At 67.8% G+C, this 25637-nt stretch carries 26 protein-coding genes; 13 read left to right on the top strand and 13 right to left on the bottom strand.

The window, feature by feature from the left end:
* Positions 1–7 precede the first annotated feature (7 nt).
* The 4 genes from ACEUEL_RS19900 to ACEUEL_RS19885 are packed head-to-tail and all read right to left on the bottom strand — an operon-like array spanning position 8 to position 3086.
* Positions 8–1303 (bottom strand): 3-deoxy-D-manno-octulosonic acid transferase, encoded by a 1296-nt coding sequence (locus tag ACEUEL_RS19900; protein ID WP_405709202.1) that lies wholly within the window; start codon positions 1301–1303, stop codon positions 8–10.
* Positions 1296–2042: a lysophospholipid acyltransferase family protein gene (locus ACEUEL_RS19895; protein ID WP_405709200.1), complete on the bottom strand. Its 747-nt coding sequence runs from the start codon at positions 2040–2042 to the stop codon at positions 1296–1298. The genes ACEUEL_RS19900 and ACEUEL_RS19895 overlap by 8 nt, the downstream gene beginning before the upstream one ends.
* A gap of 11 nt (positions 2043–2053) precedes the next feature.
* Entirely contained in the window at positions 2054–2299 is a 246-nt protein-coding gene (locus ACEUEL_RS19890) for a DUF4170 domain-containing protein (RefSeq protein ID WP_405709197.1), read from the bottom strand.
* Between the two features lie 37 nt (positions 2300–2336).
* On the bottom strand, positions 2337–3086 hold the full coding sequence (locus ACEUEL_RS19885) for a 3'(2'),5'-bisphosphate nucleotidase CysQ (RefSeq protein ID WP_405709544.1): 750 nt from the start codon (positions 3084–3086) through the stop codon (positions 2337–2339).
* Between the two features lie 276 nt (positions 3087–3362).
* Here ACEUEL_RS19885 and ACEUEL_RS19880 point away from each other — a divergent pair, with 276 nt between their 5' ends.
* Entirely contained in the window at positions 3363–3944 is a 582-nt protein-coding gene (locus ACEUEL_RS19880; RefSeq protein ID WP_405709194.1) for a DUF6101 family protein, read from the top strand.
* On the opposite strand, the gene ubiA is transcribed toward ACEUEL_RS19880, so the two are convergent.
* Complete coding sequence (gene ubiA, locus ACEUEL_RS19875) at positions 3928–4902, bottom strand: 4-hydroxybenzoate octaprenyltransferase (RefSeq protein ID WP_405709192.1); 975 nt, start codon at positions 4900–4902, stop codon at positions 3928–3930. The genes ACEUEL_RS19880 and ubiA overlap by 17 nt on opposite strands.
* 103 nt (positions 4903–5005) lie before the next feature.
* Positions 5006–5584, bottom strand: a complete 579-nt coding sequence (locus tag ACEUEL_RS19870; protein WP_405709189.1) for a hypothetical protein — start codon at positions 5582–5584, stop codon at positions 5006–5008.
* A 197-nt stretch (positions 5585–5781) separates the two neighbouring features.
* On the opposite strand from ACEUEL_RS19870, the gene ACEUEL_RS19865 reads away from it, so the two are divergent.
* From ACEUEL_RS19865 to ACEUEL_RS19855, 3 genes are all read left to right on the top strand, one after another.
* Positions 5782–6516, top strand: a complete 735-nt coding sequence (locus ACEUEL_RS19865) for a 16S rRNA (uracil(1498)-N(3))-methyltransferase (protein ID WP_405709186.1) — start codon at positions 5782–5784, stop codon at positions 6514–6516.
* A 255-nt stretch (positions 6517–6771) separates the two neighbouring features.
* Positions 6772–7914, top strand: coding sequence for a carboxylate-amine ligase (locus tag ACEUEL_RS19860; RefSeq protein WP_405709183.1), 1143 nt, complete (start codon positions 6772–6774; stop codon positions 7912–7914).
* 86 nt (positions 7915–8000) lie between these two features.
* Entirely contained in the window at positions 8001–9371 is a 1371-nt protein-coding gene (locus tag ACEUEL_RS19855; protein WP_405709180.1) for a glutamate--cysteine ligase, read from the top strand.
* A gap of 3 nt (positions 9372–9374) precedes the next feature.
* Here the strand turns inward: ACEUEL_RS19855 and ACEUEL_RS19850 are convergent, their stop codons facing one another.
* Both ACEUEL_RS19850 and ACEUEL_RS19845 read right to left on the bottom strand, forming a co-directional pair.
* On the bottom strand, positions 9375–9794 hold the full coding sequence (locus tag ACEUEL_RS19850; protein ID WP_405709177.1) for a VOC family protein: 420 nt from the start codon (positions 9792–9794) through the stop codon (positions 9375–9377).
* A gap of 53 nt (positions 9795–9847) precedes the next feature.
* Positions 9848–10732 (bottom strand): LysR substrate-binding domain-containing protein, encoded by an 885-nt coding sequence (locus ACEUEL_RS19845; RefSeq protein ID WP_405709175.1) that lies wholly within the window; start codon positions 10730–10732, stop codon positions 9848–9850.
* 201 nt (positions 10733–10933) lie between these two features.
* On the opposite strand from ACEUEL_RS19845, the gene ACEUEL_RS19840 reads away from it, so the two are divergent.
* Complete coding sequence (locus ACEUEL_RS19840) at positions 10934–11266, top strand: DUF1127 domain-containing protein (protein WP_405709172.1); 333 nt, start codon at positions 10934–10936, stop codon at positions 11264–11266.
* Positions 11267–11393: 127 nt separating this feature from the next.
* On the opposite strand, the gene ACEUEL_RS19835 is transcribed toward ACEUEL_RS19840, so the two are convergent.
* Positions 11394–12797 (bottom strand): glutamine synthetase family protein, encoded by a 1404-nt coding sequence (locus tag ACEUEL_RS19835; RefSeq protein WP_405709169.1) that lies wholly within the window; start codon positions 12795–12797, stop codon positions 11394–11396.
* Between the two features lie 216 nt (positions 12798–13013).
* On the opposite strand from ACEUEL_RS19835, the gene ACEUEL_RS19830 reads away from it, so the two are divergent.
* The 7 genes from ACEUEL_RS19830 to ACEUEL_RS19800 all read left to right on the top strand — a co-directional run bounded on the left by ACEUEL_RS19830 (position 13014) and on the right by ACEUEL_RS19800 (position 20139).
* Positions 13014–14204, top strand: coding sequence for an ABC transporter ATP-binding protein (locus ACEUEL_RS19830; protein WP_405709166.1), 1191 nt, complete (start codon positions 13014–13016; stop codon positions 14202–14204).
* 27 nt (positions 14205–14231) lie between these two features.
* Positions 14232–15137, top strand: coding sequence for an ABC transporter permease subunit (locus tag ACEUEL_RS19825; protein ID WP_405709164.1), 906 nt, complete (start codon positions 14232–14234; stop codon positions 15135–15137).
* Position 15138: 1 nt separating this feature from the next.
* A complete protein-coding gene (locus ACEUEL_RS19820) occupies positions 15139–15957 on the top strand; it encodes an ABC transporter permease subunit (protein ID WP_405709161.1) in 819 nt (272 codons plus the stop codon).
* A gap of 26 nt (positions 15958–15983) precedes the next feature.
* Complete coding sequence (locus tag ACEUEL_RS19815) at positions 15984–16382, top strand: VOC family protein (RefSeq protein ID WP_405709158.1); 399 nt, start codon at positions 15984–15986, stop codon at positions 16380–16382.
* A gap of 95 nt (positions 16383–16477) precedes the next feature.
* Positions 16478–18304 (top strand): DNA mismatch repair endonuclease MutL, encoded by a 1827-nt coding sequence (gene mutL, locus ACEUEL_RS19810; protein ID WP_405709155.1) that lies wholly within the window; start codon positions 16478–16480, stop codon positions 18302–18304.
* Positions 18305–18314: 10 nt separating this feature from the next.
* Positions 18315–19601 (top strand): NAD(P)/FAD-dependent oxidoreductase, encoded by a 1287-nt coding sequence (locus tag ACEUEL_RS19805; protein WP_405709152.1) that lies wholly within the window; start codon positions 18315–18317, stop codon positions 19599–19601.
* Between the two features lie 13 nt (positions 19602–19614).
* Positions 19615–20139, top strand: coding sequence for a DedA family protein (locus tag ACEUEL_RS19800; protein WP_405709542.1), 525 nt, complete (start codon positions 19615–19617; stop codon positions 20137–20139).
* 57 nt (positions 20140–20196) lie between these two features.
* On the opposite strand, the gene ilvC is transcribed toward ACEUEL_RS19800, so the two are convergent.
* The 4 genes from ilvC to ACEUEL_RS19780 form a co-directional block, all read right to left on the bottom strand.
* Positions 20197–21216, bottom strand: a complete 1020-nt coding sequence (gene ilvC / locus ACEUEL_RS19795) for a ketol-acid reductoisomerase (RefSeq protein ID WP_405709149.1) — start codon at positions 21214–21216, stop codon at positions 20197–20199.
* Between the two features lie 15 nt (positions 21217–21231).
* Positions 21232–21894, bottom strand: coding sequence for a TetR/AcrR family transcriptional regulator C-terminal domain-containing protein (locus ACEUEL_RS19790; protein ID WP_405709146.1), 663 nt, complete (start codon positions 21892–21894; stop codon positions 21232–21234).
* 138 nt (positions 21895–22032) lie between these two features.
* Positions 22033–22548 carry an acetolactate synthase small subunit gene (gene ilvN / locus ACEUEL_RS19785; RefSeq protein WP_405709143.1) on the bottom strand — a complete coding sequence of 172 codons (516 nt, stop codon included), beginning with the start codon at positions 22546–22548 and terminating at the stop codon, positions 22033–22035.
* A 172-nt stretch (positions 22549–22720) separates the two neighbouring features.
* Positions 22721–24481 carry an acetolactate synthase 3 large subunit gene (locus tag ACEUEL_RS19780; protein ID WP_405709140.1) on the bottom strand — a complete coding sequence of 587 codons (1761 nt, stop codon included), beginning with the start codon at positions 24479–24481 and terminating at the stop codon, positions 22721–22723.
* 340 nt (positions 24482–24821) lie between these two features.
* Here ACEUEL_RS19780 and dapB point away from each other — a divergent pair, with 340 nt between their 5' ends.
* The gene (gene dapB, locus ACEUEL_RS19775; protein ID WP_405709137.1) at positions 24822–25637 is read left to right on the top strand and encodes a 4-hydroxy-tetrahydrodipicolinate reductase; all 816 of its coding nucleotides are present in this window, start codon (positions 24822–24824) and stop codon (positions 25635–25637) included.

Genomic DNA, 25637 nt, shown 5'->3' with positions numbered 1-25637 from the left:
AGGCAGACTAGCGCTTCTCGAGCCGTATCTGAACAAGATAGGGATCGATCGCCGAAAGCGTATGCCCGAGCGCCCCGCCGAAACCGTCGAGGACAGCCTGCGCCGCGGCCACCATCGATTGGCGGCGGCCGACGTCGCCGAGCAGAATGCCTGCCTGTTCCGCCAGTTCCGCCGCATCGGCGACCGGCATCGCCCCTCCCGCCTCGTCGAGCCTCGCGTAGATCTCGGCGAAATTGGACACGTACGGGCCGTGAAGGATGCAGGCATCGAGTCGCACCGGCTCGATCGGGTTCTGTCCGCCGTGCCGGATCAGCGAGCCGCCCAAGAACGCGACCGGCCCGAGCCGGTAGCACAGGCCGAGCTCGCCGATGGTGTCCATCACATAGAGGGCGGTGTCGGGGTCGGGCAACTGGTCCTGGCTGCGGCGCACAGAGGTCAACCCCCGTTCGGCAGCGAGCGCCTCGACCTGCTCGCCGCGCTCGGGATGACGCGGAGCGATGATGGTGAGCAGGCTCGGCAGCTTGGCCGAAAGGCGGCGATGCGCTTCCAGCACGGCATCCTCCTCGCCGGGATGGGTCGACGCGGCGATGAGGATGGGGCGGTTCAAGGTCGCCGTGCGCAGGGCATCGAAGGCGACGATGTCGGCTGGCGGTGGCGGGGTGTCGAATTTGAGGTTCCCCGTCACCATCACGCGCGGAGCCCCCAGCGTACGCAGATGCTCGCCATCCGGCTCGCCCTGGGCGAGGCAGAGGTCGACGCGTGAAAGCAGAGCCGCGGCGCTGCGCGGAATCCGCCGCCAGCGCTCGAAGGAGCGGCGGGACATGCGTGCATTGACGAGGACCAGCGGCGTCCGCCGTGCGTTCACGTCAGCCAGGATGTTGGGCCAGAGCTCGGATTCGGCCAGCAGCACCAGGTCGGGACGCCAGTGACGCAGGAAGCGCCGCACGAAGACGGGCGAATCGAGCGGCACGAACTGGTGGATCACGTCCGGCGGCAGGCGGCTCTGCGCGAGGCGGGCGGAGGTGACGGTGCCGGAGGTGAGCAGCACGCGAAAGCCGCGTGCGCGCAGCTGATCGATGAGGGTGGTGACCGACAGCACCTCGCCCACGCTGGCACCGTGGAGCCAGACGAGGGGCCCCGCCGGGCGGGCCACGGAGGCGATCCCCCGGCGCTCCGCAAGGCGCTCGCCATCCTCCTTGCCGCGCCGGAGGCGGTGCGCCAGCAGAAGGCTCGCAAGCGGCGTCGCCAGCCACGTCGCCGCCCGGTAGGCGTGCATGATGAGGGTGGTGCGCAGCCTAGCCATGGGGCGTCCCGGCGGCGCCCGCCGCCGTACGGGGCCGCAGACCGACCAGTTCCTCCGCGCGTTCCGTCGCGGCTTCGAGCTGCCGCTGGACCTCCAGCCGCGCGGCTTCCAGCGCCGCCGCGTCGGCATCGGCGGGCACCCGCACGCCGTCACCCGCGACCAGCGCGACCGGACCGAAGGGCAGATTGATCGACGCCTTGTCCCAGCTGCGGGCGACGATGCGGTGCCGGCTGGCGATGGCGACGGGATAGATCGGTCGTCCGGAATGCCGGGCGATGGTGACGACTCCCAGCCCCGCCACGCGGGCGATCTTGGGCACGTCCGCCGTCATGGCGACGCTGACGCCCTCGTTGAGCGATTCGATCATCTGGCGCGTGGCGTCGACCCCGCCCTTGAGGTTGAAATCGCGCGCCCGTGCCCGGCGGCCACCCATGTTGGCGCCGGAACCGCGGATCGTGCCGATGCCGAGGGCCTCGGCGGCGATGGCATTGATGTCGGCATCCTCGCTGCGCGAGATCATCACGCGTCCGCGATGGTGCGGCTTGGTGACGAACGGCGTAAGGAAATGCTGCCCGTGCCAGAAGGTGACGATCATCGGCAGTTCGCGCTCGGCGCGATCATACAGATCCGCCGGCTCGAGGGTCACGCGCGAGGTTCGCCAGACGAAACGCAGATAGGCCGCCATGCTGCGGCCGAGCATGCGCCGGACGTGCGGATAGGAACGCAGCTTGCGCCACATCGGCGGCGGCCTCAGCGCGCCGCAGCGGCGTCCGGATCGAGCAGCCGGTGCAGGTGGACGACGAAGTAGCGCATGTGCGCGTTGTCGACCGTCTGCTGCGCCTTGGCCTTCCAGGCCGCATGGGCGCTCGCATAGTTCGGATAGATGCCGACGATGTCGAGACCGGCGAGATCCTTGAACCGGACCCCCTCCAGGCTTTCGAGCTCGCCGCCGAACACGAGGTGCAGGAGCTGCGGGTTCGTCGATGTGTCAGTCATTCCCGTCTCGTTTCGTGATCCAGCCAGAACCGCCCGATTAACGCGCCGCCTCGAGAATGAGCGAATGCAGCGCAGCGCCAGCGCACACCAGTGCGCCGTGGCGCGGAATCGCTGCATTGTAGACGAGCGAGCCGCCATCGAGTGTCGTAAGACGACCCTGCGCTTCGTGCACCAAAAGGTCCGCCGCGGCAAGGTCCCAGTCGCAGCCATTGGGCGATGCCAGCGCCGCATCGAGCCCGCCGTCGGCGACGCGCGCCAGGCGCAGCGCCAAGGATCGTATGCGGGGCATGCGCTGGATGGGCGCGCGATGGTCAAGGTGATCGAGCCATGGCCCGGGACCGGCGATGCGTGCCTCCACCAGTGCCGGCGGCCCGGAAATGGCGAGTGGCGCACCGTTGCGCGTCGCCCCGCCACCCGCGACGGCGAGGAACAACTCCTCGGTGACCGGCGCGAAAAGCGCGGCCGCGACCGGGCGCCCCTCGTCGACCAGAGCCGCCGAGACCGTCCAGTCGGCCCCTCCCGCCATGAAGGCGCGCGTGCCGTCGATCGGATCGACCACCCACACTCGCCGGCGAGCGAGCCGGGACGGGTCATCCGCCGTCTCCTCGGACAGCCAGCCGAAGGCCGGGGCGAAAGCCGTCAGGCGCCGGCGCAGCATGTCGTCGACGGCGATGTCGGCCTCTGTGACCGGGGAGTCATTGTGCTTCGACCAGGACCGGATCCCCTGCCGGTACATCGCGCGCGCCAGTTCGCCGCCCGCCACGACGGCCGCCGCCAGTTCGTGCATGGCATCGGTGTCGCTCGGAGAAAAGTCGGGTGCCGCGGGCGGGATCGGAGGCGCATCGTTCATGGCACAGCGGCTTAGGCGCGATGACGCAGCCATGCAAGTCGCCTTGCGGAAGCGACGGCATTTCAAGGTTTCGTCAAGCATGAGAGCGCTTCGCGGTCTCCAGAAGCCCACCAACGAACGGTCAACCATTTCCCTTAAGCCGATCGCCACGGACGGCGCCTAATCTCACCTCACGACCGGGGCCGAGAGCCAAAATACCGGCGGGGGAGTGTCATGAGGCGTCATTTCGGAGCGGGCGGGAGCCATTCCGTCCCACAGGAAAACTGCGCGCCGGCGGCGGCCGGAACGGCGATCCGCTATGTCGAGCGGGACGGCGGGGCCGATGGCGGCCTGCGGCAGGTCGAGTTGCACGACGACCACGTCGTGATCCGCCGCCGCCGGGCCGGCATCCCGATGAAGTTCACTCTGCGCCATGCCGCGTTCCGGGGCGTGGCGGTCCGGCTCGCCGATCCGGAGGGAGACGGCGAGGGAATCGAGATCGTCCTGGTTCATCCCGATGCGGCGCTGACGGTCGTCCTGCAGGTCGAGCCCGATGCCGACGACGTGGTGGCGCATTGGCGCCGCTGGACGGCGCATCTCGGCCTGCCGATGCTGCGCACCGAGCCGGACGGCTCCTATGCCGAGGCCCAGGAAATGCTGGGGCGCCTGGTGATCGCCGCGCCGCTTGCGCGCCGTCGCCTGCGCGGCGCGCTGAAATGCCGCCGCCCGCTGGTGTTCAAGCGCCGTCCGGTCTCGGCCAGCGCGACGGCGAGCGCCGTTCACCGCGGCGAATGCGAGATCATTGCGCGAGACTGACGAGGCCGGCATCAAGCGCGAGGCCGGCAAACAGGATCAGCCCCGCGTCGCGGTTGGATCGGAACAGGCGCAGGCACAGATCGGGGCGGTCGATGTCGAGCCGTCCGACCTGCCAGCCGAGATGTCCGGCAAAGCCGGCCAGCCCCAGCCAGGAGGCGGGGCCGGCTCCCGCGGCCGCAAGCGCCGCGCCGATCAGGAGGACCGTGCCGGCATACAGCGCCATCAGCCACGGCCCGGTCGCCGCGCCCATCCAGAGGGCCGACGATTTCAGGCCGATCATGGCATCGTCGTCCCGATCCTGGTGGGCGTAGATGGTGTCGTAGCCGATCACCCACAGCACCGAGCCGGCGTAGAGCAGCAGCGCCGCAGGTGGCAGCGCCTCGTCGAGCGCGGCAAATCCCATGAGCGCGCCCCAGGAGAAGGCGAGGCCCAGCACGAGCTGGGGGATCCAGATCACCCGCTTCATCAACGGATAGATGGCCACCACGCCCAGCGAGGCGAGCGCGACCATGATCGCGAAGGACGGCAGGGCGAGCAGCACGGCCAGTCCGACGAGGGCCTGTGCGACCAGGAAGACCAGCGCAGCCCGCACGCTGATCTGCCCCGACGGGAGGGGCCGGCCGCGCGTGCGTTCGACGCGACCGTCGATGTCGCGGTCGAGGATGTCGTTCCACGCACATCCGGCGCCACGCATGGCGATCGAACCGATGGCGAAGAGGGCGACGAGGGCAAGGCTCCACCCGGTCCAGCCACGCCCCGGCTGACCTGCGCTCGCCGCCAGCGCGGTCGACCACAGGCACGGAATCAGCAGGAGCCAACTGCCGATCGGCCGGTCGGCACGGGCAAGCCGCAGATAGGGACGCACAGCGTCCGGCGCCCAGCGCTCGACCCAATTGAGCGTGGAATCCGCGGTGGGCGGGGCAAGGCGATCGGCCGAGGGGGCGATGTCGGGGTGCATGTCAGTTTCTCATCCGCCACCATGCGAGCGCGGATCGGCTCCCGACGGGGTGAGCGATTCGAGGCTCCACGCAAGCGCCGCCGCCCGCGGCACCGTTCCCCGGTCAGCGCAGGGCGCTGCCGCCGAGGGTGTCGAACACGCCCCCGCTCTTGCCGCTGCCCACGCCGGGCAGGCTGTTCTGGAGACCGAGACCCGAGGAGAGCTGGCCCTGACGGGGAGCCTCGCCACCTCCGGCACCCTTCTCCTGCTGCTGCGCGGCGATCTGGCAGACCTTGTCGCGCGTGGCCGCGGCCTTGCCGTTGTTGGTCTTCAGCGACTTGATGGCTTCGCCCGGCACGCCGCACGCCTCCTGGTTCTTCTCCAGATAGGCGACGAACTTCTGCTCGGCCGTCACGTAGCGGCGGAATATGGGGCACACCTCGATGGGCGTCGCCTTGCGCTTGGAGGCGGCCTGGATCGCCTTGCCGTTGGTTTCGATGTCGGCGCGCAACTTGTCGACATCGCCCTGACAGTCGACGGAGGCGCGCTGCGGTGCCGCGGCCGGCGCAGCGAAAGTCGGGGCCGGCATGGCGGGAGCCATCGGCTCCACCGATTCCATCGGGGCCGGTGCGGGCGCAGCGCTCGTCGCGCCATCGCCGGCCGGCGTTCCGATCCACTGAGCCTGTGCGGAACCCGCGCTCATCGCAATTCCGGCGGCCAGGAAAATGGCCAGGCGGACATGTCCGCCGGGAATCAAACCTGCCATATCAGCTTCCATCCCGTATAGTCGCGGCAACGCGTGATACACAGGCACCAAAGATTGGGCAACATCACGGCGCTGGCCGCAGAATATCAGCGCATCACGTCAATGTCGCCCCTTGCTGTAGCGGACATTCCCTAATGGAAGCCTATGATTTTCGCGCCCAGCGACTTTTCGTGCCCGATCCGCTCGTCGGCGGCGGCGAGATCGTGCTCGATCGCGCCCGCGCCCACTACGTCGCGGATGTCATTCGGCTGGGGCTCGGCGATGCGCTTCATCTCTTCAACGGGCGCGATGGCGAATGGCGCGCGCGCCGCATCGCCGGCGCGCGCCGCGAGGTCGTTCTCGCGTGCGAAGCGCAGCTTCGGCCCCAGACCGCTCCGGCCGACCTCGACTATGTCTTCGCACCGCTGAAGCACGCCCGGCTGGACTACATGGTCCAGAAGGCGGTCGAGATGGGAGCGGGGCGGCTGGTGCCGGTGATCACGCGTCACACCCAGGCGAGCCGGGTGAACACCGAGCGCATGGTGGCCAATGCCGTCGAGGCGGCCGAGCAGTGCGGCATCCTGTCGGTCCCGGAGGTGCTGGAGCCCGCCCCGTTCGACCGGTGGCTCGCGGCCCTGCCGGCGGAACGCGTGCTCATCTTCTGCGACGAACATGCCGGCCGCGCGGAAGGGCGCGCCGCACTGGCAGCGCTCGGGTCGGCGCCGGCCTGCGTGCTGATCGGGCCGGAGGGCGGCTTCGCCGAGCCGGAACGGCGCCAGTTGCGCACGCGCGTCGGTTGCATTCCGCTGTCGCTCGGCCCGCGCATCCTGCGCGCCGACACCGCCGCCGTTGCCGCCCTGGCGTTGGTTCAGGCCGCTCGCGAGGGCTGAGGCGGCGCGGCGGAACCGGTGGCCGGCCCGCGCGTTTGACGAGCGTGTCCGCTGATTTTGGACGCGTTCTATAATTCTATCATGACAACATTCGCGTGCATCAGGAATAATTCAAATATTACAATAATAAATTCTCCCGCTGTGCAGCCAAATTCTAAGTCATATTTCGACCGTGATTGACGCCGATCTCCGCCGCTGCCAAGGGACGCATTCCGATGACGTCGGATGCGTCTGGGTCGACACGATAAGGTCGACATGATTTGCGAGGATGACGCCATGCTGAGCGAATACCGGATCGGAATCGAGGAGGAGTATTTCGTCGTCGACGCGACCTCCAAGAGCGTGCTGCGTCGCATGCCGCCGGCCTTCATGGAGGGTGCCCGACAGGCGCTCGGCGGCTCGGTGACAGGCGAGATGCTCCAGCCGCAGATCGAGCTGATGACCCGACCGCACGAGGCGATCGACGCCGCGCGGACCGAGCTGCGGGGCCTGCGCCGGGCGCTCGGGCAGGTCGCCGCCGATTTCGACCTCGCCTTCCTTGCCGCCGGGACGCACCCGACCGCCAGCTGGCAGGGCAGCAAGCGCACACGGGCGCAGCGCTATGACGGGCTGATGCACGATCTGCAGATGCTCGGCGAACGCAATCTCCTGTGTGGTCTGCACGTGCATGTGGAGCTGGCGGACCCGGATCTGCGCATCGATGTGATGCGGCGCATCCTGCCCTTCCTGCCCGTTTTCGTGGCGCTGGCCACCTCCTCGCCGTTCTGGGAATCCAAGCGCACGGGCCTGATGGGGTACCGCCTCGCCGCCTATGACGAACTGCCGCGCACCGGTTTGCCGGAGCTGTTCGAGAGCGCCAAGGATTACGACGACTATGTCGAGGCGCTGATCGCGGCGCGCGCGGTGCGTGATTCGAGCTACATCTGGTGGGCCATCCGCCCCTCGCAGAAGCACCCCACGCTGGAGCTGCGCGCGCCCGACAGCTGCACGCGACTTGAGGATTCCATCGCCATCGCCGGCCTGTACCGGTCGCTGGTCCGCCATCTGGTGGGCGACCGGAAGCTGAATGCGGGCATCGATGCGGTGGATCGGGCCATCGCGGTCGAGAACAAGTGGCGCGCCCAGCGCTACGGCATCCACGGCAGCTTCGTCGATCGCGCCACGCGACAGGCTGTACCGGTCGCCGAGGTGGTGACATCCTTGCTCGACCGCGTGGGCGAGGACGCCGCCGCGCTCGGCTGTGGGGAGTGCCTCGACCAGATCCGCGCCATTCTCGACGGAGGCACCAGTGCGGATGCGCAGATCGCCATCTATCAGGAAGCCGCGCACCGCACCGGCAATCGTGATGAAGCGCTGCACGCCGTCACGAACTGGCTGACCCACGCCTCCGCACCGTGAGTTGACGGCGGCTGTTTGCGTCCCCGTTTCGCCTGTGTATGGTCGCGCGCCCAGCACGCCGGATACCTCCGGCCGGAGTTCGACGTATGGCGCGAGACCTGATCGACACGCAGCCGATAGAGAGCCGCGACGACCTCGTGGCGTGGATCGCCCAAGGCTGCAAACCCGCCGAGCGGTTCCGGATCGGCACGGAACACGAGAAGTTCCCCTTCCTGCTCGAAGGGCATCGCCCGATTCCCTACGCGGGCGAGGCGGGCATCCGGGCGCTGCTCGAGGGGATGCAGAAGCTGAACTGCTGGGAACCGATCATGGAGGGGTCGACCATCATCGGCCTCGTCGACACGGTCGGGGGCGGTGCCATCTCGCTGGAGCCCGGCGGCCAGTTCGAACTGTCCGGCGCCCCGCTCGCCACCATCCACGAGACCTGCGCCGAGGTGAATGCGCATCTCGAGCAGGTGCGGCAGGTGGCGACGCCGTTGGGCATCGGCTTTCTCGGTCTCGGCATGAGCCCGAAATGGACGCTGGCAGAGACGCCGGTGATGCCCAAGGGCCGCTACCGGATTATGGCCGACTACATGCCGAAGGTCGGCAGCCGCGGCCTCGACATGATGTTCCGCACCTGCACCGTGCAGGTGAACCTCGATTTCGCCAGCGAGGCCGACATGGTGGCGAAGCTCCGCGTGGGGCTGGCGCTGCAGCCGATCGCGACCGCGCTGTTCGCCAATTCGCCTTTCACCGAAGGTCGGCCGAACGGTTTCCTCTCCTACCGGTCGGAAATCTGGCGCGATACCGACAACGCCCGCGCCGGCATGCTGCCCTTCGCCTTCGAGGACGGCATGGGGTTTGAGCGCTATGTCGATTACGCGCTCGACGTGCCGATGTATTTCATCAAGCGCGGCGATCATTACATCGACGTCGCCGGCTCCTCGTTCCGCGACCTGCTGGCCGGTCGCCACCCGGCCGTGCCGGGCGAAACCGCGACCGTCTCTGACTGGGCCAACCATCTCACCACCATCTTCCCCGAGGTTCGCCTGAAGCGTTATCTCGAGATGCGCGGCGCCGATGGCGGTCCCTGGGCGAAGCTGTGCGCCCTGCCGGCGCTGTGGACGGGGCTGCTGTACGACCCGCAAAGCCTTGACGACGCCTGGCAGCTGGCGCGCGGCTGGAGCGCGGCGGAGCGGCAGAAACTGCGCGACGACGTGCCGAAGCTGGGCTTCGCCGCGCAGATCGGTGGGCGCACCGTGCTCGACATCGCCCGCGATGTCGTGGCGCTGGCCCGCGCGGGGCTCGCTCGCCGCAGCCGCCGCGACAGCCAGGGGCGCGACGAGACGCGCTTCCTTGTCACCCTCGAGGAAAGCCTCGCGCGCGGCAAGACCCCGGCGGAAGGCCTGCTGGAGCGCTATCGGGGCGCGTGGCGGCAGTCCGTCGAGCCGGTTTTCGTCGAGGACGCCTACTGATCCTCAGTCGTCCCAGGAGCCGGCCCGATAGGTGCCGAGGCTCCACAGATGGCCTTCAGGGTCGCGCACGGCGAACTCGCGCGAGCCATAGGGGGTGTCGTAGATCGGCATGACCACCTCGGCACCGGCGGCCGTCGCCTTCGCCCACAGCGCATCGGCGTCCGCGATCACGACGTAGATGCCCTGCGTTGCCCCTCCGGCTTCGGTGGGGCTGACCATGCCGAGCCCATCCTTCTTTGCGCCGCCGATCATGATGGCGCCGCTGCCGAGGCGAAGCTCGGCATGCGCGATGGTGCCATTATCGCCGTCGACAACCAGGATGGGCTCGAACCCGAACGCCTGACCGAGCCAGGCGATCGCGGCGCGAGGGTCGGCATAGCGCAGGAAAGGTATGATATCGCCGGGAACGGGACCGGTCGCCATGGCGTGACCTCCTGAGATGCGGCTTCAGGATAGCATGCAGGCCGGACGGGCGTTCACTCCGCCGCTATCGCTGCCTCCGAGATGTTGTCGAGGCCCTGCACAACGTGCGTGGCGAGCGCCTCGGCCAGCGCGGACGGTTCATGGCGGTTCCGAACGATGCCGATCCGGCAGGGGGCCAGAGCCGGAAAACCTTCCGACGGGCCGAGCACCCGCATGCCGGGACGCAGTCCCGATTCGGGCAAGACCGACACGGCGAGCCCCGCGAGGACCGCCGCCGAAACCGCCGTGCTGTTCGAACTGGTGTAGAGGATGCGGAACGGCCGGCCGACCGCCTGCAACTGCGCCATGGCCTCCTGCCGCCAGTTGCAGGTCTGCCGCCCCAGCGCGAGCGGCAGCGGTTCCTCCAGATGGACGGAATGCCGGCTGGAGCCGACCCACATCAGGGATTCGCGACGGATGATCTCGATTTCCCGATTGATCATCTCGCAGTCGGTGATGATGGCGAGGTCGAGATCGCCGGTATCGATGCGATCGATCAAATCCGTCGATGGGTCGCAGACGACGGTGAGTTCGACATTGGGGTGGGTTCGGGAGAACCTCGCCATGATCTCCGGCAGGTAGCGATCGGCATAGTCATCGGGGACGCCGAGTCGCACGCGCCCGGAAAGCTCGGCATTGGCGAGGCTGGCGATGGCCTCCATGTTCAGCTTGACGATACGGCGGGCATAATCCAGCAGCCGCTCGCCTTCCTCGGTGAGCTTGGAAGCGCGCCCGTCGCGGGCGAAGATCGGTTTGCCGACCCGTTCCTCCAGCCGCTTCATCTGCATGGAGACGGCCGACTGGGTCTTGTGGACCACCTCGGAGGCTTTCGTGAAACTCCCTGTTTCAGCGATAGCCATGAAGGTTCTTAATTGATCAATGTCGAGGAGCACGCTCATCCGCTCATCCTCATGCCCTGAATATCACTGACAATGATAATTCGGATCATAAACATTCGCTAGTGTGATTATTTGTGATCGATCATAACGGGCCTGTCGCGAAGCGCGGCGCCGGTTTCGGGTGGGCGGATGGGCCGCCGCGCAGGAAAACGGGGCATGGCGGATGGAGCCACCCATCCCGCCGACACGATGGAGAGGACGATGTCTTACATTGGCGAAACCCGTAGAACCGCGTTCGAGGCGTTCGGCGCTGCGGCGGGCGGCATTCTGCTCGCCGGCGCCCTCCGCGTGATCAACATTCTCAAGGCCGTGGCGCGTCGCCGCGTGATCGCCGATCTCGGCGAATTCGACGACCGCATGCTGCGCGACATCGGGCTGACGCGCGCCGACGTCGCGGACGCGGCGTCGGGGCCGGTCTGGCAGGACCCGACCTCGCTGCTGGTGGTGCGCTCGGTGGAGCGTCGCGCCGCGCGGCGCCTCGCCGCCCGTGAATATGCCGCGGCGCGCAAGGAACTCGATACGTGCGGGGGCTGACCGCTCGCGATTGCTTTCGCGGCGGCTACCCCCCTCTTGCCGCCGCACCTGCGCCCGCCGGCCCGCACCGGCGGGCGTTTTCTTTGGATGGCGCGAAAGCCCGCCCTCGCCGAACGCTGCAGTTGATTCACACGTTCAGCAGCAGATATTCCCGCTCCCACGGCGAGATCACCCGCATGAAGGTCTCGAACTCGGCCTGCTTCACCGCCGAATAGGTCTTCACGAAGGAGGGGCCGAGCACGGTCGCGATCTCGTCGGAATACTGCATGGCCGCGACGGCGCCGAGCAGGTCGCGCGGCAGCTCGAAATCGAGCCCCTTGGCGTCCGCTTCCAGCGGATCGGTCGGGCGCAGGCCCTCGACCATGCCCAGATAGCCGCACGCCAGCGAGGCGGCGATGGCCAGATAGGGGTTGGCGTCCGACGAGGGCACCCGGTTCTCCACCCGTCGCGCCGCCGGCGAGGAGGGGGGGACGCGCAGCCCCGCCGTGCGGTTGTCGTAGCCCCACTGCACGTTGATCGGCGCCATCGAATCGCGCGTCAGTCGGCGGTAGGAGTTCACGTAGGGCGCGAGGATCGACATCACCGCCGGCAGATAGCGCTGCTGGCCGGCAATGAAGGAGAAGAACTCGGGCGTCGGGTCGCCGTCCCGGTCGGAGAAGATGTTCTTGCCGCTCTCCGCCGAGACGATCGACTGGTGGATGTGCATTGCCGAGCCGGGCTCCTCGGCGATCGGCTTGGCCATGAAGGTGGCGTAGATCTTGTGATTCAGCGCCACCTCGCGGATGGTGCGCTTGAACATGAAGACCTGGTCGGCAAGCACGAGCGGGTCGCCGTGCAGCAGGTTGATTTCCATCTGCGCCGCGCCGTCCTCGTGGATCAGCGTGTCGATCTCCAGCCCCTGCGCCTCGCAGAAGTCGTACATGTCCTCGAACAGCGCGTCGAACTCGTTGACCGCCTGGATCGAATAGGACTGGCGGCCGATCTCGGGCCGCCCCGAGCGCCCCACCGGCGGCTTGAGCGGGTAGTCGGGATCGGTGTTGGTCTCGACCAGATAGAATTCGATCTCCGGGGCGACCACCGCCTTCCAGCCCTTGTGGGCATAGAGGTCCATCACGTTCTTGAGGACCTGGCGGGGCGAGAGTTCGACCGGCCGTCCGTCGCGATGATAGGCGTCGTGGATCACCTGCGCGGTCGGATCCTGCGCCCAGGGCACGGCGGTCAGCGTGGAGAAATCGGGTTCCATCACCAGGTCGCTGTCCACCACCACGGAATCGACCAGGCCGTCATAGGGGGGGTATTCGCCCGAGATGGTCTGGAAGAAGACCGAGAGCGGCAGGTTCATGGTCGGGCCGGACAGGAACTTCGAGGCCGGCATGATCTTGCCGCGCGCGACACCGGCGAGGTCGGGAACCACGCATTCGATCTCGGTGATCCCGCGCGCCGCCATCCAGGCCTTGGCCTCTTCCAGCGAGACCACGCCACGCGCTGCACTGATGGCCTCGTCGCTGCCCGAGCGCTTCTTCTTTGCCATGTCACCCGACCTCGAAAATGAACCGTAGGCGGCAGCCCGCTGGCACCGCATACCGCTGTCAGGGGATCACGCCGCCGCGCGAGCCGTCAAGGCAAGCCGGCTCCGCGGTCCGGGGCGAGACTGGAAAATGTTTCCGAACGGGCAGTTGACGGCGGGTGAAACCCCGTTAGCGTCTGCACAAGAGCCGGAAACCGGTCGGGGACAGCGGGGCAAGGCATGAATACGGGCGCCACGGCGACATCCGGTGCGAAGTCGGCCGGATCCAAGACGATCGGCGGCATCCGCCGCAAGTTCGCTCCCTGGACCGACCCCGCCGCCGTGCCGCTCATCCGCTACGTGAACGTCACCAAGCGCTTCGGCGAGTTCACCGCCGTCGACAATCTTTCGCTCGACATCTACGAGCGCGAGTTCTTCGCCCTGTTGGGCCCATCCGGCTGCGGCAAGACCACGCTGATGCGCATGCTCGCCGGCTTCGAGGAGCCGACCTCCGGCCAGATCATGCTCGCCGGCGAGGATCTCGTGGGCACGCCGCCTTACCGGCGCCCGGTCAACATGATGTTCCAGTCCTATGCGCTGTTCCCGCATATGAGCGTGTGGGACAACATCGCCTTCGGCCTGAAGCAGGACGGGATGGAGCGGGCGCTCATCGCCGAACGGGTCGAGGAGATGCTGAAGCTCGTCAAGCTCGGCTCCTTCGCCAAGCGCAAGCCGCACCAGCTGTCCGGCGGTCAGCGCCAGCGCGTCGCCCTGGCGCGCTCGCTGGCCAAGCGCCCCAAGGTGCTGCTGCTCGACGAGCCGCTCGGGGCGCTGGACAAGAAACTGCGCGAGGAGACGCAGTTTGAGCTCATGGACATCCAGATGGAGCTTGGCATGACCTTCCTGATCGTGACCCACGATCAAGAGGAGGCGATGACCGTTGCCGATCGGATCGCGGTCATGGATCACGGCCGTCTGGTGCAGGTGGCGCCGCCGGCGGTCGTCTACGAGCAGCCCAATTGCCGCTATGTCGCCGGCTTCGTCGGCGATGTGAACCTCATCGAGGGGAAGATCGAAAGCCTCGGCCACGGTCTGGTTCACCTGCGTTCCGACGCGGCCGACATGTCGCTGACGATCGCCCAGGAAGTGGATGCCAAGCCCGGCGACCCGGCCTGGATCGCCATCCGGCCGGAAAAGGTGCGGGTCGATCTCGATCCGCCGGCAGAGCAGGGCGTGAACTGCATCGCCGGGACGATCTGGGACATCGGCTATCTCGGCGATCTGTCGATCTACCACGTCGAACTGCCCAACGGGACGCGGATCAAGGCCGCCAAGCCCAACCTCACGCGCATGGTCGAGCGCCCGATCAGCTGGGAAGACAAGGTTTGGGTGTCGTGGACACCCGATGCCGGCGTCGTGCTGACGCGCTGACGGATCGGGACAGGGCGGGAGCGGATCATGGCGAAGAAGGGCACGGGGCGCTGGCTGGTCGTCGCCATCCCCTATCTGTGGCTGTTTGCGCTTTTCCTCGTCCCGTTCTTCATCGTCTTCAAGATCAGCCTGTCGCAGGATGCGATCGCGCAGCCGCCCTACACGCCGGTGTTCGACCTTGCCGCCGGCTGGGAAGCCATCCGCGACAAGCTCGCCGAGCTCAATTTCGACAACTACGCCTATGTGCTGAGCTGGGACAACGAATTCATCGAGGCCTATGGCTCCAGCCTGAAGATCGCCGGCATCTCGACCCTTCTGCTGCTCGCTGTCGGCTATCCGATCGCCTACGGCATGGCCCGGGCGCCGAAATCGATCCGGCCGACGCTGCTCATGCTGGTGATCCTGCCGTTCTGGACCTCGTTCCTCATCCGCGTCTACGCGTGGATCGGGATCCTCTCGCCGGAAGGACTGCTCAACCAGTTTCTCACCGCGCTGGGGCTGATCGACGAGCCGCTCGAGATCCTTGCCACCGACACCGCGGTCTACATCGGCATCGTCTACTCCTATCTCCCCTTCATGATCCTGCCGCTCTATTCGGCGCTGGAGAAGATGGACGAGACGTTGCTCGAGGCCGCCGCCGATCTCGGTTGCCCGCCCTTCGCCGCGTTCTGGAAGATCACCTGGCCGCTCTCCCTGCCCGGCGTCTTCGCCGGCTGCCTGCTCTGCTTCATCCCGGCCGTTGGCGAGTTCGTCATCCCTGACCTCCTCGGCGGGTCTGATACGGCGATGATCGGCAAGGCGCTGTGGACGGAATTCTCGGTCAACCGTTCCTGGACGGTGTCTTCGGCGGTGGCGGTGCTGCTGCTGCTGGTGCTGGTGGTCCCCATCGTCTTCTACCAGAACGTCCAGGCCCGAGAGATGGAGGGCCGCTGAGATGCGCAAGGGTCTCTCGAGCTTCAACCTCGTCTCGATCGTGCTCGGCTTCACCTTCCTCTATCTGCCGATCGTGCTGCTGGTCATCTACTCCTTCAACGCCTCGCGCCTCGTGACCGTGTGGGCCGGCTTCTCGACCGAATGGTACTGGAAGCTGCTGGAGAACGACCAACTGCTCGATGCCGCCTGGGTGACGGTCCGGGTGGCCTTCATCTCGGCGACGATCGCCACCGTGCTGGGGACGCTGGCGGCGATCACCCTCGTGCGCTACGGCCGCTTCTGGGGGCGCACGCTGTTCTCCGGCATGGTCTATGCGCCCCTCGTCATGCCGGAGGTGATCACCGGCCTCTCGCTGCTGCTGCTCTTCGTGGCGGTGAACATCGATCGCGGCTTCTGGACGATCACCCTCGCCCACATCACCTTCACCATGTGCTTCGTGTCGGTGGTGGTGCAGTCGCGCCTGATCACCTTCGACCGCAGCCTGGAGGAAGCGGCGCTCGATCTCGGCTGTCCGCCGCTCAAGACCTTCTTCGTGATCACCCTGCCGATCATCCTGCCGGCGGTGATATCGGGCTGGATGCTGGCCTTCACGCTTTCGCTCGACGATCTCGTCATCGCCAGCTTCACCACCGGTCCCGGCGCCACCACGCTGCCGATGCGGATCTACAGCCAAGTGCGGCTCGGCGTGACGCCGGAGATCAACGCCATCTGCACCATCATGATCGCCGTGGTCACGATCATCGTGGTGATCGCCTCGGTCATCACCAAGCGCCAGGAGATGGAGCGCCAGAAGGCCGAGCGCGCTGCGGCTGCGGGATAGTTCTGCGCGGATGAGGGACACGACCCATGCTGTCGCATGTGCATCTCGGTGTGTCCGATTTTCCCCGCGCGTTTGCGTTCTATTCCGCGTTGCTGCCGGAACTCGGCCTCGTACTCAAGTTTGCGGAACCCGAGAAAGGCTGGGCCGGCTGGATGCAGCCCGGCGCGCCGCGGCCGCTCTTTCTTGTCGGGCGCCCCTTTGACGGCAGGCCCGCCGCGCCCGGCAACGGCCAGATGATGGCGCTGCTTGCGGCGGACCGGCCGATGGTCGAACGGGTGCATGCCCGTGCGCTGATGCTCGGGGCTCGCGACGAGGGGACGCCGGGCCTGCGGCCGCACTATCATCCGAACTACTATGGCGCCTATTTCCGCGATCCCGATGGCAACAAGCTGTGCGTGTGCTGCCACGATCCGGTCGCCCCGTAGCGGGCCGCCTGTGCGCGGTTTGCCACCGCGCCTATCTGCCGCCATCCGATCCGGGCTAAAGTGACCCCGATAGATATACCCGAGTCGGATCGACCATGCCCCTGCGACTGCTCCCCTCCACGCTGGTCGACCGCATCGCTGCCGGCGAGGTGGTCGAGCGGCCGGCGGCGGCGTTGAAGGAACTGGTCGAGAATGCGCTCGATGCCGGTGCCACCCGCATCGAGGTGGTGATCGACGGTGGCGGTCGGCGGCTCCTGCGCGTCACCGATGACGGCCACGGCATGGACGCCGATGACCTCGCTCTGGCGGTGGAGCGGCACGCCACGTCGAAGCTCGACGGCGAGGACCTTCTGTCCATCGCGACGCTGGGGTTTCGCGGCGAGGCGCTGCCCTCGATCGGGTCGGTCGCGCGGCTCGCCATCACGAGCCGTCCGCAGGGCGCGCCGCACGCCCACGAGATCCGGGTGGAAGGCGGGGTGAAGGCGCCGGTCCGGCCGGCCGCGCTCGGCTTCGGTACGCGGGTCGAGGTGCGCGATCTTTTCTTCGCGACGCCGGCGCGGCTCAAATTCCTGAAATCGGAACGGGCCGAGACGGCGGCGGCGGTCGACGTGGTGCGGCGCCTCGCGCTCGCCCGCCCCGACGTGGCGTTCACGCTGGTGGCCGACGAACGCGCACCTGTCACCTGGCCCGCCTGCGGCACCGATGCGGCGGCCCGGCGCGCGCGCATCGCTGCCGTGCTCGGCGCGGATGTCGCCGCCAACGCGCTCGATGTCGAGGGCTGGCGCGAGGGGTCGTCGCTGGCCGGGATCGCCGGATTGCCGACTTTTTCCCGTGCCAACTCGCTCGCCCAGTATCTGTTCGTGAATGGCCGGCCGGTGCGCGACAAGGTGCTGGTGGGCGCCGTCCGCGCGGCCTACGCCGATCTCCTGCCCCCCGACCGTCACCCGGTGACGGCGCTGTTTCTCGCGCTGGATCCGCGCGAGGTCGATGTGAACGTCCATCCGGCCAAGACCGAGGTGCGCTTTCGCGACGCCGGCCTTGTGCGCGCGCTGATCGTGCGGACGCTGGGCGATGCGATGGCGCGCGCGGTGCCGCGAACCGCGACATCATCGGCGGACCGTTTTGCCGCGCTGGCCCGGCCGGCCGAGGCCGTGCCGCGCGCGGGCGGCTATGACTGGTCGCGCTCCTTTGCGGCACCCGCCGGCTGGGCGTCGCCGGCTCCCGCCGCCATGCCGGGATTTGCCGAACCCGCGCAGGCCGCCTTCGACGTCGGCGACCTCGCGCTGGCACCGGCCGCCGACAGCCGTGCGGATAGCGCGCCGCCGGCGCCCGAAGCGATGGACCGCCCGCTCGGCGCGGCCCGGGCCCAGCTCCACCAGAACTACATCGTCGCCCAGTCACGCGATGGCATGGTGATCGTCGATCAGCATGCCGCGCATGAGCGCATCGTCTATGAGCGGCTGAAGGCGGCGATGGAGCGCGACGGCCTCGCGCGGCAGATGCTGCTGGTGCCGCTCGTGGTCGATCTCGATCCGGCCGATGCGGCGCGCCTCGGCGATCGGGCCGATGCGCTGGAGCGGCTGGGGCTGGTGATCGAGCCGTTCGGGCCGGGGGCGCTGCTCGTGCGCGAGACGCCGGCCTTGCTGGGCGATGCGGATATCGGCGCACTCGTGCGCGACCTCGCCGAGCACGCCGCCGAATGGGACGATGCGCTGCCGCTGGAGCGCCGTCTCCTGCATGTTGCGGCCACCATGGCCTGCCACGGCTCGGTACGATCCGGCCGGCGGCTGAAGCCGGAGGAGATGAACGCCCTGCTGCGCGAGATGGAAGAAACCCCCAACGCCGCCCAGTGCAACCACGGCCGGCCCACCTTCATCACGCTGTCGCTCGCCGACATCGAGAAGCTGTTCGCCAGGCGATGAGTGCTCCACGATGAGCATCGCTCCTCCAGAGGGCCATCCCCGCAGCTGGTACGCGGCCAGCACGCCGCCGTTGGCGCCGCTCCCGGCGCTGGCCGGGCGGGTGCGCGTGGATGTCTGCGTCGTCGGCGGCGGCTATACCGGCCTGTCGGCGGCGCTGCATCTCGCCGAGGCGGGGTTCGATGTCGTCCTGCTCGAAGCCTCGCGCCTCGGCTCGGGCGCTTCCGGCCGCAATGGCGGGCAGATCCATTCCGGCCAGCGCCGCGATCAGGACTGGATCGAGGCGCGCATGGGGCTTGATGACGCGCGCAAGCTCTGGGATCTGGCGGAGGAGGCGAAACGGCACCTCCACGCCCTGATCGCGCGGCTGCGGATCGAGTGCGACCTGCGCTCGGGCCTCATCGTGGCCGACCACAAGCCCGGCTTCGTCGCTCATTCCCATGCCTATGCCCGCAAGCTCAACGAGGTGTACGGCTATGCCGACGCCGCCCCGCTGTCGCGCGAGGAACTGAGGGCGCTGGTCGGCTCCGACGCCTATTTCGGCGGCATGATCGATCATGGCGGCGGCCATCTGCACCCTCTGGCGCTGGCCTTTGGCCTGGCGCGGGCGGCGCAGGCGGCCGGCGCCCGGCTCTTCGAGAACTCCCGCGCTGTCCGCATCCGCGAAGAGGCGAAGGTGGTTGTCGACACCGTGTCCGGATCGGTTGAGGCCGACTGGGTGCTCGAATGCGGCGACGGTCTGCAGGACGGTCTCGACGCCCGGGTCGATACCCATGTCATGCCGATCGCCAACTACATCGCCGCTACCGAGCCCCTCGGCGAGCGGGCGGCCGCGATCATCGTCAATGACGCGGCGGTCGCCGACAGCCGCTTTGTCGTCAACTATTACCGCCTCAGCCGCGACGGCCGCCTGCTGTTCGGCGGCGGCGAGACCTACACGCGGCGGCTGAAGGCCGATCCGGGCGCTTTCGTGCGGCCCTATATGCTGAAGATCTTCCCGCAGCTCGCGGATGTACGCATCGATTATGGCTGGGGCGGTATCCTCGGCATCACCATGACCCGTATGCCGTTCGTGCGCAGGCTGGGTCCGCGCGTGCTCGCGGCGGCGGGGTATTCGGGGCAGGGGGTCATGCTCGCGCCGTTCTTCGGCAGCATCCTCGCCAATGCCGTCGCCGGCGAACTCGGCCGCTTCGATCTCCTCGCGAGGCTTCCGGTGCCGCCCTTCCCTGGCGGAAAAGTGATGCGCTGGCCGTTGCTTGCCGCGGGCATGAGCTATTACGCCCTGCGCGACCGGCTTTGAGGATTGGCTGTTGCTGGAACTGGAACAGTATGCCCGGGAGGCGCTGGCCTTCGTCGAGGCCCATGCGCACTGGGCGCCCTATATCGCCTTCGCGCTGGCCTTCGGCGAATCCTTCGCCGTGCTGTCGCTGCTGTTTCCTGCGACCTTCGTGCTGATCGGCCTCGGCCCGATCATCGAAGCCGGCGGCATCGCCTTCCTGCCGGTCTGGGCGGGAGCGGCGATCGGCGCGACGCTGGGCGACGCCATTTCCTACGGTATCGGCCATTATTTCAAGGATGGGGTGAGGCGCTTCTGGCCGCTGTCGCGCCATCCCCAGATGATCGACCGCGGCGAGCGCTTCTTTCACCGCTTCGGCACGTGGAGCGTGTTTCTCGGGCGCTTCTTCGGGCCGCTGCGCGCGGTGGTGCCGCTGATCGCCGGCATGTTCGCCATGCCGCACTTCCTGTTCCAGATGGCCAACATCGCCTCGGCCATGGTCTGGGCCTTCGTGCTGCTGGCGCCCGGCGCGGCGGCCATGAAGTTCTGGACCGGCGGCTGAAACGCACATGGCCGGGACGAGCCCGGCCATGACGTCGTTTCGGAAGGTCGATGAGGCTCAGTTCTTGGCCTTGTCGACCAGCTTGTTCTTGCCGATCCACGGCATCATGCCGCGCAGCTTCTCGCCGACCTGCTCGATCTGGTGGGCGTCGTTGACGCGGCGGATGCCCTTGAAGCGGGCGGCGCCGGCGCGATACTCCTGCATCCATTCGGAGGTGAACTTGCCGGTCTGGATGTCCTTCAGGACGCGCTTCATCTCTTCCTTGGTCTCGGCGGTGATGATGCGCGGGCCGGAGACGTACTCGCCCCACTCGGCGGTGTTGGAGATCGAGTAGTTCATGTTGGCGATGCCGCCCTCATAGATGAGGTCGACGATCAGCTTCACCTCGTGCAGGCACTCGAAATAGGCCATCTCCGGGGCGTAGCCGGCTTCCACCAGCGTCTCGAAGCCGGCGCGGATCAGCTCGACGAGGCCGCCGCACAGCACGACCTGCTCGCCGAACAGGTCGGTCTCGCACTCTTCCTTGAAGGTGGTCTCGATGATACCCGAGCGGCCGCCGCCCACGCCCGAGGCGTAGCTAAGGCCGAGGTCGAGCGCGTTGCCCGAGGCGTCCTGGTGAACGGCGACGAGGCACGGCACGCCGCCGCCCTTCTGGTATTCGCCGCGCACGGTGTGGCCCGGGCCCTTGGGGGCGATCATCAGCACGTCGACGGTCGACTTCGGCTCGATCAGGCCGAAATGCACGTTGAGGCCGTGGGCGAAGGCGATGGCGGCGCCGTCGCGGATATTCGGGGCGATCTCGTCGCGCCAGATGTCGGCCTGCAGCTCGTCCGGGGTGGCCATCATCATCAGGTCGGCCCACTTGGCGGCCTCGGCGACGGTCATCACCTTGAGGCCGTCGGCCTCGACCTTCTTGGCGGTCGCCGAGCCGGGCTTCAGGCCGACGGCGATGTCCTTGATGCCGGAATCCTTGAGGTTCAGCGCATGCGCGCGGCCCTGGCTGCCATAGCCGATGATGGCGACCTTCTTGCCCTTGATGAGGTTCAGGTCGGCGTCGCGATCATAGTAAACGCGCATGGGTGTCTCCTGTCGTCACGCGTTGATCTTGTCCCGGCCCGGTGCATGGTCGCCGGTGCCGTAGAGGGCGAGGAACTGGTCGGTGGCGCGCGCCGCGTCGCGCTCGATGTCGTGAGGCGCCGGCGTCAGGGCGTCGCCCAGCAGCAGGCGGATCTGGACGTCGCGGCCGACGAGGCCGAGAAAGGTCCGGAACGCGGTCTCGGTATCGTCAAAGGCGATCAGTCCGGCATCGCGACCGGCGTCGAGCACGGGTTTGAGCCGCTCGCCGATCGCGAACCGCCCGTTCGCCAGCACGATGGCGCCGAGATTGGAGCCTTTCGCGCCGGCCTGGGCGATGGCGAAGCGGTTCAAGGCGATCGATGTCGGGCTCGCGATCACCGAGAGCCAGTTGGCGGCGAAGCGCACGAGGCTGTCGCGCAGGGCCGAGACGTCGAGCGTCTGGCGGTCGTAATTGCCCGCCCGCACCTTTGAGGCTTGCCAGCGGACGGTGGCGGTCAGCAGCCCGTCGCGATCGCCGAACCACTTGTAGAGGCTTTCCTTGGAGCAGCTCGCCTTGCGGGCCACCGCCGTCATGGTGACCTCGCCCCCGCGCTCGACCATCAGCGCGAGCACGGCGTCGAGAACGGCCTGTTGCCGTTCTGTCAGCTCGGTTTCGCCAAGGGCAGGGGGTGGGAGCATGGGCGCTGCGAGCGGCTCAGGGGTGCGTACCGTACGTTACGGTTCCCTCTACAGCAGTGTACCTGCCCTCGCAAGGGCTTTCGCTCGGTCCCGATGGGAGGGGGGCGGAAGGGCCCGTTATGGCCGGTCCGCCCACGTTCACATCGGCTCCGGGCCGCGCCCGATGGCGGCGACGCCGGTGCGGGAGACCTCGACCAGGCCCAGCGGCTCCAGCAGCGACACGAACTGGTCGATCTTGTCCGGCTTGCCGGTGATCTCGAAGACAAAGCTCTCGAGCGTCGTGTCCACGGTGCGGGCGCGGAAGGATTCCGCGATCAGCAGGGCCTCCTGCCGGATCTCGCCCTTGCCCCGCACTTTGATCAGAGCGAGTTCTCGCTCGACCGCCTTGCCGACGACCGTGAGATCGACGACGCGGTGCACCGGCACGAGCCGGTCGAGCTGGCTCTTGATCTGCTCGATGATCGGCGGCGCGCCGGTGGTCACCACGGTGATGCGCGACAATTTGGAATCGTGGCTCACCTCCGAGACGGTCAGGCTGTCGATGTTGTAGCCGCGGCCGGAGAACAGGCCGACGATGCGGGCAAGCACGCCCGGCTCGTTGTCGACCAGCAGCGAGAGGGTGTGGCGCTCGATCGGTTCGTTATGGGAGGGCATCGGTGAACTCGGGGAAACAGAGGGACATGCCCCTCTCCCCGGCAGGGAGAGGGTTGGAGTGGGGCCGTGACGCTCCGCCGCGCCGTCGTCTCGCCGACCCGCTGCGCGTGCTCCCTCTCCCCGGCGGGGAGCGGGAACGACGAGCAAGGCGTCTGACGGCCGCCGGGAACCGTCACACCAGCATCTTGCCTTCCTCGTCGATCGCCTCGTCCAGCGCCGCCGCGTTGTCGGGCAGGATCATCTCGTTGTGGCCCTTGCCCGAGGGGATCATCGGCAGGCAGTTCTCCTTCTGGTCGACCAGGCAGTCGAACAGAACGGGCCGATCGATGGCGATCATCTCCTGGATCGCCGCGTCGAGGTCGCCGGGCCGGGTGCAGCGCAGGCCGACGCCGCCATAGGCCTCCGCCAGCTTGACGAAGTCGGGCAGCGATTCCGAATAGGAGTGCGAGTAGCGCCCGCCATGCAGCAGGTCCTGCCACTGCCGCACCATGCCCATATACTCGTTATTGAGCACGAAGATCTTGACCGGCAGGTTGAACTGCAGCGCGGTCGACAGCTCCTGCAGGCACATCTGGATCGAGGCCTCGCCGGCGATGTCGATGACCAGGCTACCCGGATGTGCCACCTGCGCGCCGATCGCGGCCGGCAGGCCGTAGCCCATCGTGCCGAGGCCGCCCGAGGTCATCCAGCGGTTCGGTTCCTCGAAATGGAAGTGCTGCGCCGCCCACATCTGGTGCTGGCCGACTTCCGTGGTGATGTAGACGTCCTTCTCCTTCACCGCCTCATAGAGGCGCTGGATCGCGTATTGCGGCTTGATGATCGCGTCGGAATTCTGGAAGGACAGCGACTTGCGCGCCCGCCAGCGGTCGATCTGGCCCCACCAGGAAGCCAGCGCCCGGCGGTCCGGCTCCACCTTCGTCGCCCGCCACAGCGTCAGCATGTCCTCGAGGACATGGGCGACGTCGCCGATGATCGGCAGGTCGACCTTGACGTTCTTGTTGATGGAGGAGGGGTCGATGTCGATGTGGATCTTCTTCGAGTCCGGCGAGAAGGCGTCGATCCGCCCGGTGATGCGGTCGTCGAAGCGCGCGCCGATGCACACCATGACGTCGCAGTCATGCATCGCCATGTTGGCTTCGTAGGTGCCGTGCATGCCCAGCATGCCGAGCCACTGCTTGTCCGAGGCCGGGAAGGCGCCGAGCCCCATCAGCGTCGAGGTGACCGGATAGCCCGACAGGCGCGCGAACTCGCGCAGCAGCTGGCTCGCGCGCGGGCCGGAATTGATGACGCCGCCGCCGGTGTAGAACACCGGGCGCTTCGCCTTGGCGATGAGGTCGACCGCGGCCTTGATCTTCTCCGGGTCGCCCTTCAGGCGCGGCTGATAGGTCTTGTGCTGGATGTTCTCGGGGCCGACATAGAGGCCCTTGGCGAACTGGACATCCTTGGGGATGTCGACCACGACCGGGCCGGGCCGGCCGTTCTGCGCGACGTAGAACGCCTCGTGCAGCACGCGGGCGAGGTCGTTGACGTCCCGGACGAGATAGTTGTGCTTGGTGCAGGGCCGGGTGATGCCGACCGTGTCGCACTCCTGGAAGGCATCCGAGCCGATCAGATGGGTCGGGACCTGGCCGGTGATGCAGACGACCGGGATGGAATCCAGCAGCGCGTCGGTGAGACCGGTGACCGCGTTGGTGGCGCCGGGACCCGAAGTGACCAGCACGACGCCGACCTTGCCGGACGAGCGGGCATAGCCCTCCGCCATGTGCACCGCGCCCTGCTCGTGCCGCACCAGCACGTGCTGAACCTGGTTCTGGTGGAACATCGCGTCATAGATCGGCAGGACCGCGCCGCCGGGATAGCCGAACATGTGCTCGACGCCCTGGTCGATGAGGGCCTGCATCACCATTTCGGCGCCGGTCATCTCGCGCATCATGGTCCTGCTCCTTGTGTACGCTCGTTCGTGTGTCGTGTTCGGGGTCCAGAAAATCAAAAGGCCCCGTCAGGGGCCATGTCGCGCGTCACCGTTGAGCGGAGATGCCGTCAGGCAGTCTCCGCGGCGACGCGCCGTCCTACGATAATAAGCGAAACATTCTTGCGCATCGGGGCGCCGCTCCTGCGTAAAGTTGCGCGACCTGTACAAGCGCGGGCCGCGCCCGTCAAGCCACGTGCCGACATTTGCGCAGCCTGCCGTGCAATCAGGCACTTTTCGTGGCGGAACGGGGCCGCTATACCGCATTGCAGCGTCCTGATGGGCGCGGTGGAGGTCGGGCGTCATGTCGCAGATGCGGCTCGTCATCGTCGGTGCCGGTGGGCGCATGGGGCGCACGCTGATCCGCGCCATCGCGGAAGCGCCGGATCTTGAACTCGCCGGCGCCATCGAGCCTGCCGGCAGCCCGCATCTCGGAACGGATGCCGGCGTCCTTGCCGGCCTGCCGCCGCTGGGCGTCACGGTCACCGAGGATGCGCTGCCGCTCTTCGCCAAGGCGGAAGGCGTCATCGATTTCACCATACCCGCCGCCTCGCTCGTCTTCGCCGCTCTCGCGGCCCAGGCGCGCATCGTGCACGTGATCGGCACGACCGGCTTCTCGCCGGCGGACGAGGCCCGGATCGAGGCGGCCGCCCGCCACGCCGTCATCGTCAAGTCCGGCAATATGAGCGTCGGCGTCAACCTGCTGGCGGCGCTGGTGAAACGCGTGGCGGCGACGCTCGACGACAGCTTCGACGTCGAGGTGGTGGAGATGCACCACAATCGCAAGATCGACGCGCCGTCCGGTACCGCTCTGCTGCTCGGCAAGGCGGCGGCCGAGGGGCGCGGCGTCGATCTCGCGACGCATGGCGTGTTCGAGCGCTACGGCGAGACCGGTGCCCGCCGGCCGGGCGATATCGGCTTCGCCACGCTGCGCGGGGGCACCGTGGTGGGTGAGCACAACGTCATCTTCGCCGGGACGGCGGAACGCATCGAACTCGCTCACAAGGCCGAGGACCGCATGATCTTTGCCCGCGGCGCCCTCGCCGCCGTCCGCTGGGCGCGCGGCCGCAAGCCCGGGCTCTATTCCATGGCCGACGTACTCGGCCTCGCCGATATCTGA

Origin of the sequence: Ancylobacter terrae, from assembly GCF_045108345.1 — a bacterium.
In the GTDB taxonomy this organism is placed as follows: domain Bacteria; phylum Pseudomonadota; class Alphaproteobacteria; order Rhizobiales; family Xanthobacteraceae; genus Ancylobacter.
The sequence above is the reverse complement of the archived record's forward strand: the minus strand, read 5'-3'. Positions and strand labels throughout refer to the sequence as shown.

Bases quoted from the DNA above. Each gene is read 5' to 3' on its own strand.
- ACEUEL_RS19900 (WP_405709202.1), bottom strand. From the start codon at position 1,303: ATGGCTAGGCTGCGCACCACCCTCATCATGCACGCCTACCGGGCGGCG.
- ACEUEL_RS19895 (WP_405709200.1), bottom strand. From the start codon at position 2,042: ATGTGGCGCAAGCTGCGTTCCTATCCGCACGTCCGGCGCATGCTCGGC.
- ACEUEL_RS19890 (WP_405709197.1), bottom strand. From the start codon at position 2,299: ATGACTGACACATCGACGAACCCGCAGCTCCTGCACCTCGTGTTCGGC.
- ACEUEL_RS19885 (WP_405709544.1), bottom strand. From the start codon at position 3,086: ATGCACGAACTGGCGGCGGCCGTCGTGGCGGGCGGCGAACTGGCGCGC.
- ACEUEL_RS19880 (WP_405709194.1), top strand. From the start codon at position 3,363: ATGAGGCGTCATTTCGGAGCGGGCGGGAGCCATTCCGTCCCACAGGAA.
- ubiA (WP_405709192.1), bottom strand. From the start codon at position 4,902: ATGCACCCCGACATCGCCCCCTCGGCCGATCGCCTTGCCCCGCCCACC.
- ACEUEL_RS19870 (WP_405709189.1), bottom strand. From the start codon at position 5,584: ATGAGCGCGGGTTCCGCACAGGCTCAGTGGATCGGAACGCCGGCCGGC.
- ACEUEL_RS19865 (WP_405709186.1), top strand. From the start codon at position 5,782: ATGGAAGCCTATGATTTTCGCGCCCAGCGACTTTTCGTGCCCGATCCG.
- ACEUEL_RS19860 (WP_405709183.1), top strand. From the start codon at position 6,772: ATGATTTGCGAGGATGACGCCATGCTGAGCGAATACCGGATCGGAATC.
- ACEUEL_RS19855 (WP_405709180.1), top strand. From the start codon at position 8,001: ATGGCGCGAGACCTGATCGACACGCAGCCGATAGAGAGCCGCGACGAC.
- ACEUEL_RS19850 (WP_405709177.1), bottom strand. From the start codon at position 9,794: ATGGCGACCGGTCCCGTTCCCGGCGATATCATACCTTTCCTGCGCTAT.
- ACEUEL_RS19845 (WP_405709175.1), bottom strand. From the start codon at position 10,732: ATGAGCGTGCTCCTCGACATTGATCAATTAAGAACCTTCATGGCTATC.
- ACEUEL_RS19840 (WP_405709172.1), top strand. From the start codon at position 10,934: ATGTCTTACATTGGCGAAACCCGTAGAACCGCGTTCGAGGCGTTCGGC.
- ACEUEL_RS19835 (WP_405709169.1), bottom strand. From the start codon at position 12,797: ATGGCAAAGAAGAAGCGCTCGGGCAGCGACGAGGCCATCAGTGCAGCG.
- ACEUEL_RS19830 (WP_405709166.1), top strand. From the start codon at position 13,014: ATGAATACGGGCGCCACGGCGACATCCGGTGCGAAGTCGGCCGGATCC.
- ACEUEL_RS19825 (WP_405709164.1), top strand. From the start codon at position 14,232: ATGGCGAAGAAGGGCACGGGGCGCTGGCTGGTCGTCGCCATCCCCTAT.
- ACEUEL_RS19820 (WP_405709161.1), top strand. From the start codon at position 15,139: ATGCGCAAGGGTCTCTCGAGCTTCAACCTCGTCTCGATCGTGCTCGGC.
- ACEUEL_RS19815 (WP_405709158.1), top strand. From the start codon at position 15,984: ATGCTGTCGCATGTGCATCTCGGTGTGTCCGATTTTCCCCGCGCGTTT.
- mutL (WP_405709155.1), top strand. From the start codon at position 16,478: ATGCCCCTGCGACTGCTCCCCTCCACGCTGGTCGACCGCATCGCTGCC.
- ACEUEL_RS19805 (WP_405709152.1), top strand. From the start codon at position 18,315: ATGAGCATCGCTCCTCCAGAGGGCCATCCCCGCAGCTGGTACGCGGCC.
- ilvC (WP_405709149.1), bottom strand. From the start codon at position 21,216: ATGCGCGTTTACTATGATCGCGACGCCGACCTGAACCTCATCAAGGGC.
- ACEUEL_RS19790 (WP_405709146.1), bottom strand. From the start codon at position 21,894: ATGCTCCCACCCCCTGCCCTTGGCGAAACCGAGCTGACAGAACGGCAA.
- ilvN (WP_405709143.1), bottom strand. From the start codon at position 22,548: ATGCCCTCCCATAACGAACCGATCGAGCGCCACACCCTCTCGCTGCTG.
- ACEUEL_RS19780 (WP_405709140.1), bottom strand. From the start codon at position 24,481: ATGATGCGCGAGATGACCGGCGCCGAAATGGTGATGCAGGCCCTCATC.
- dapB (WP_405709137.1), top strand. From the start codon at position 24,822: ATGTCGCAGATGCGGCTCGTCATCGTCGGTGCCGGTGGGCGCATGGGG.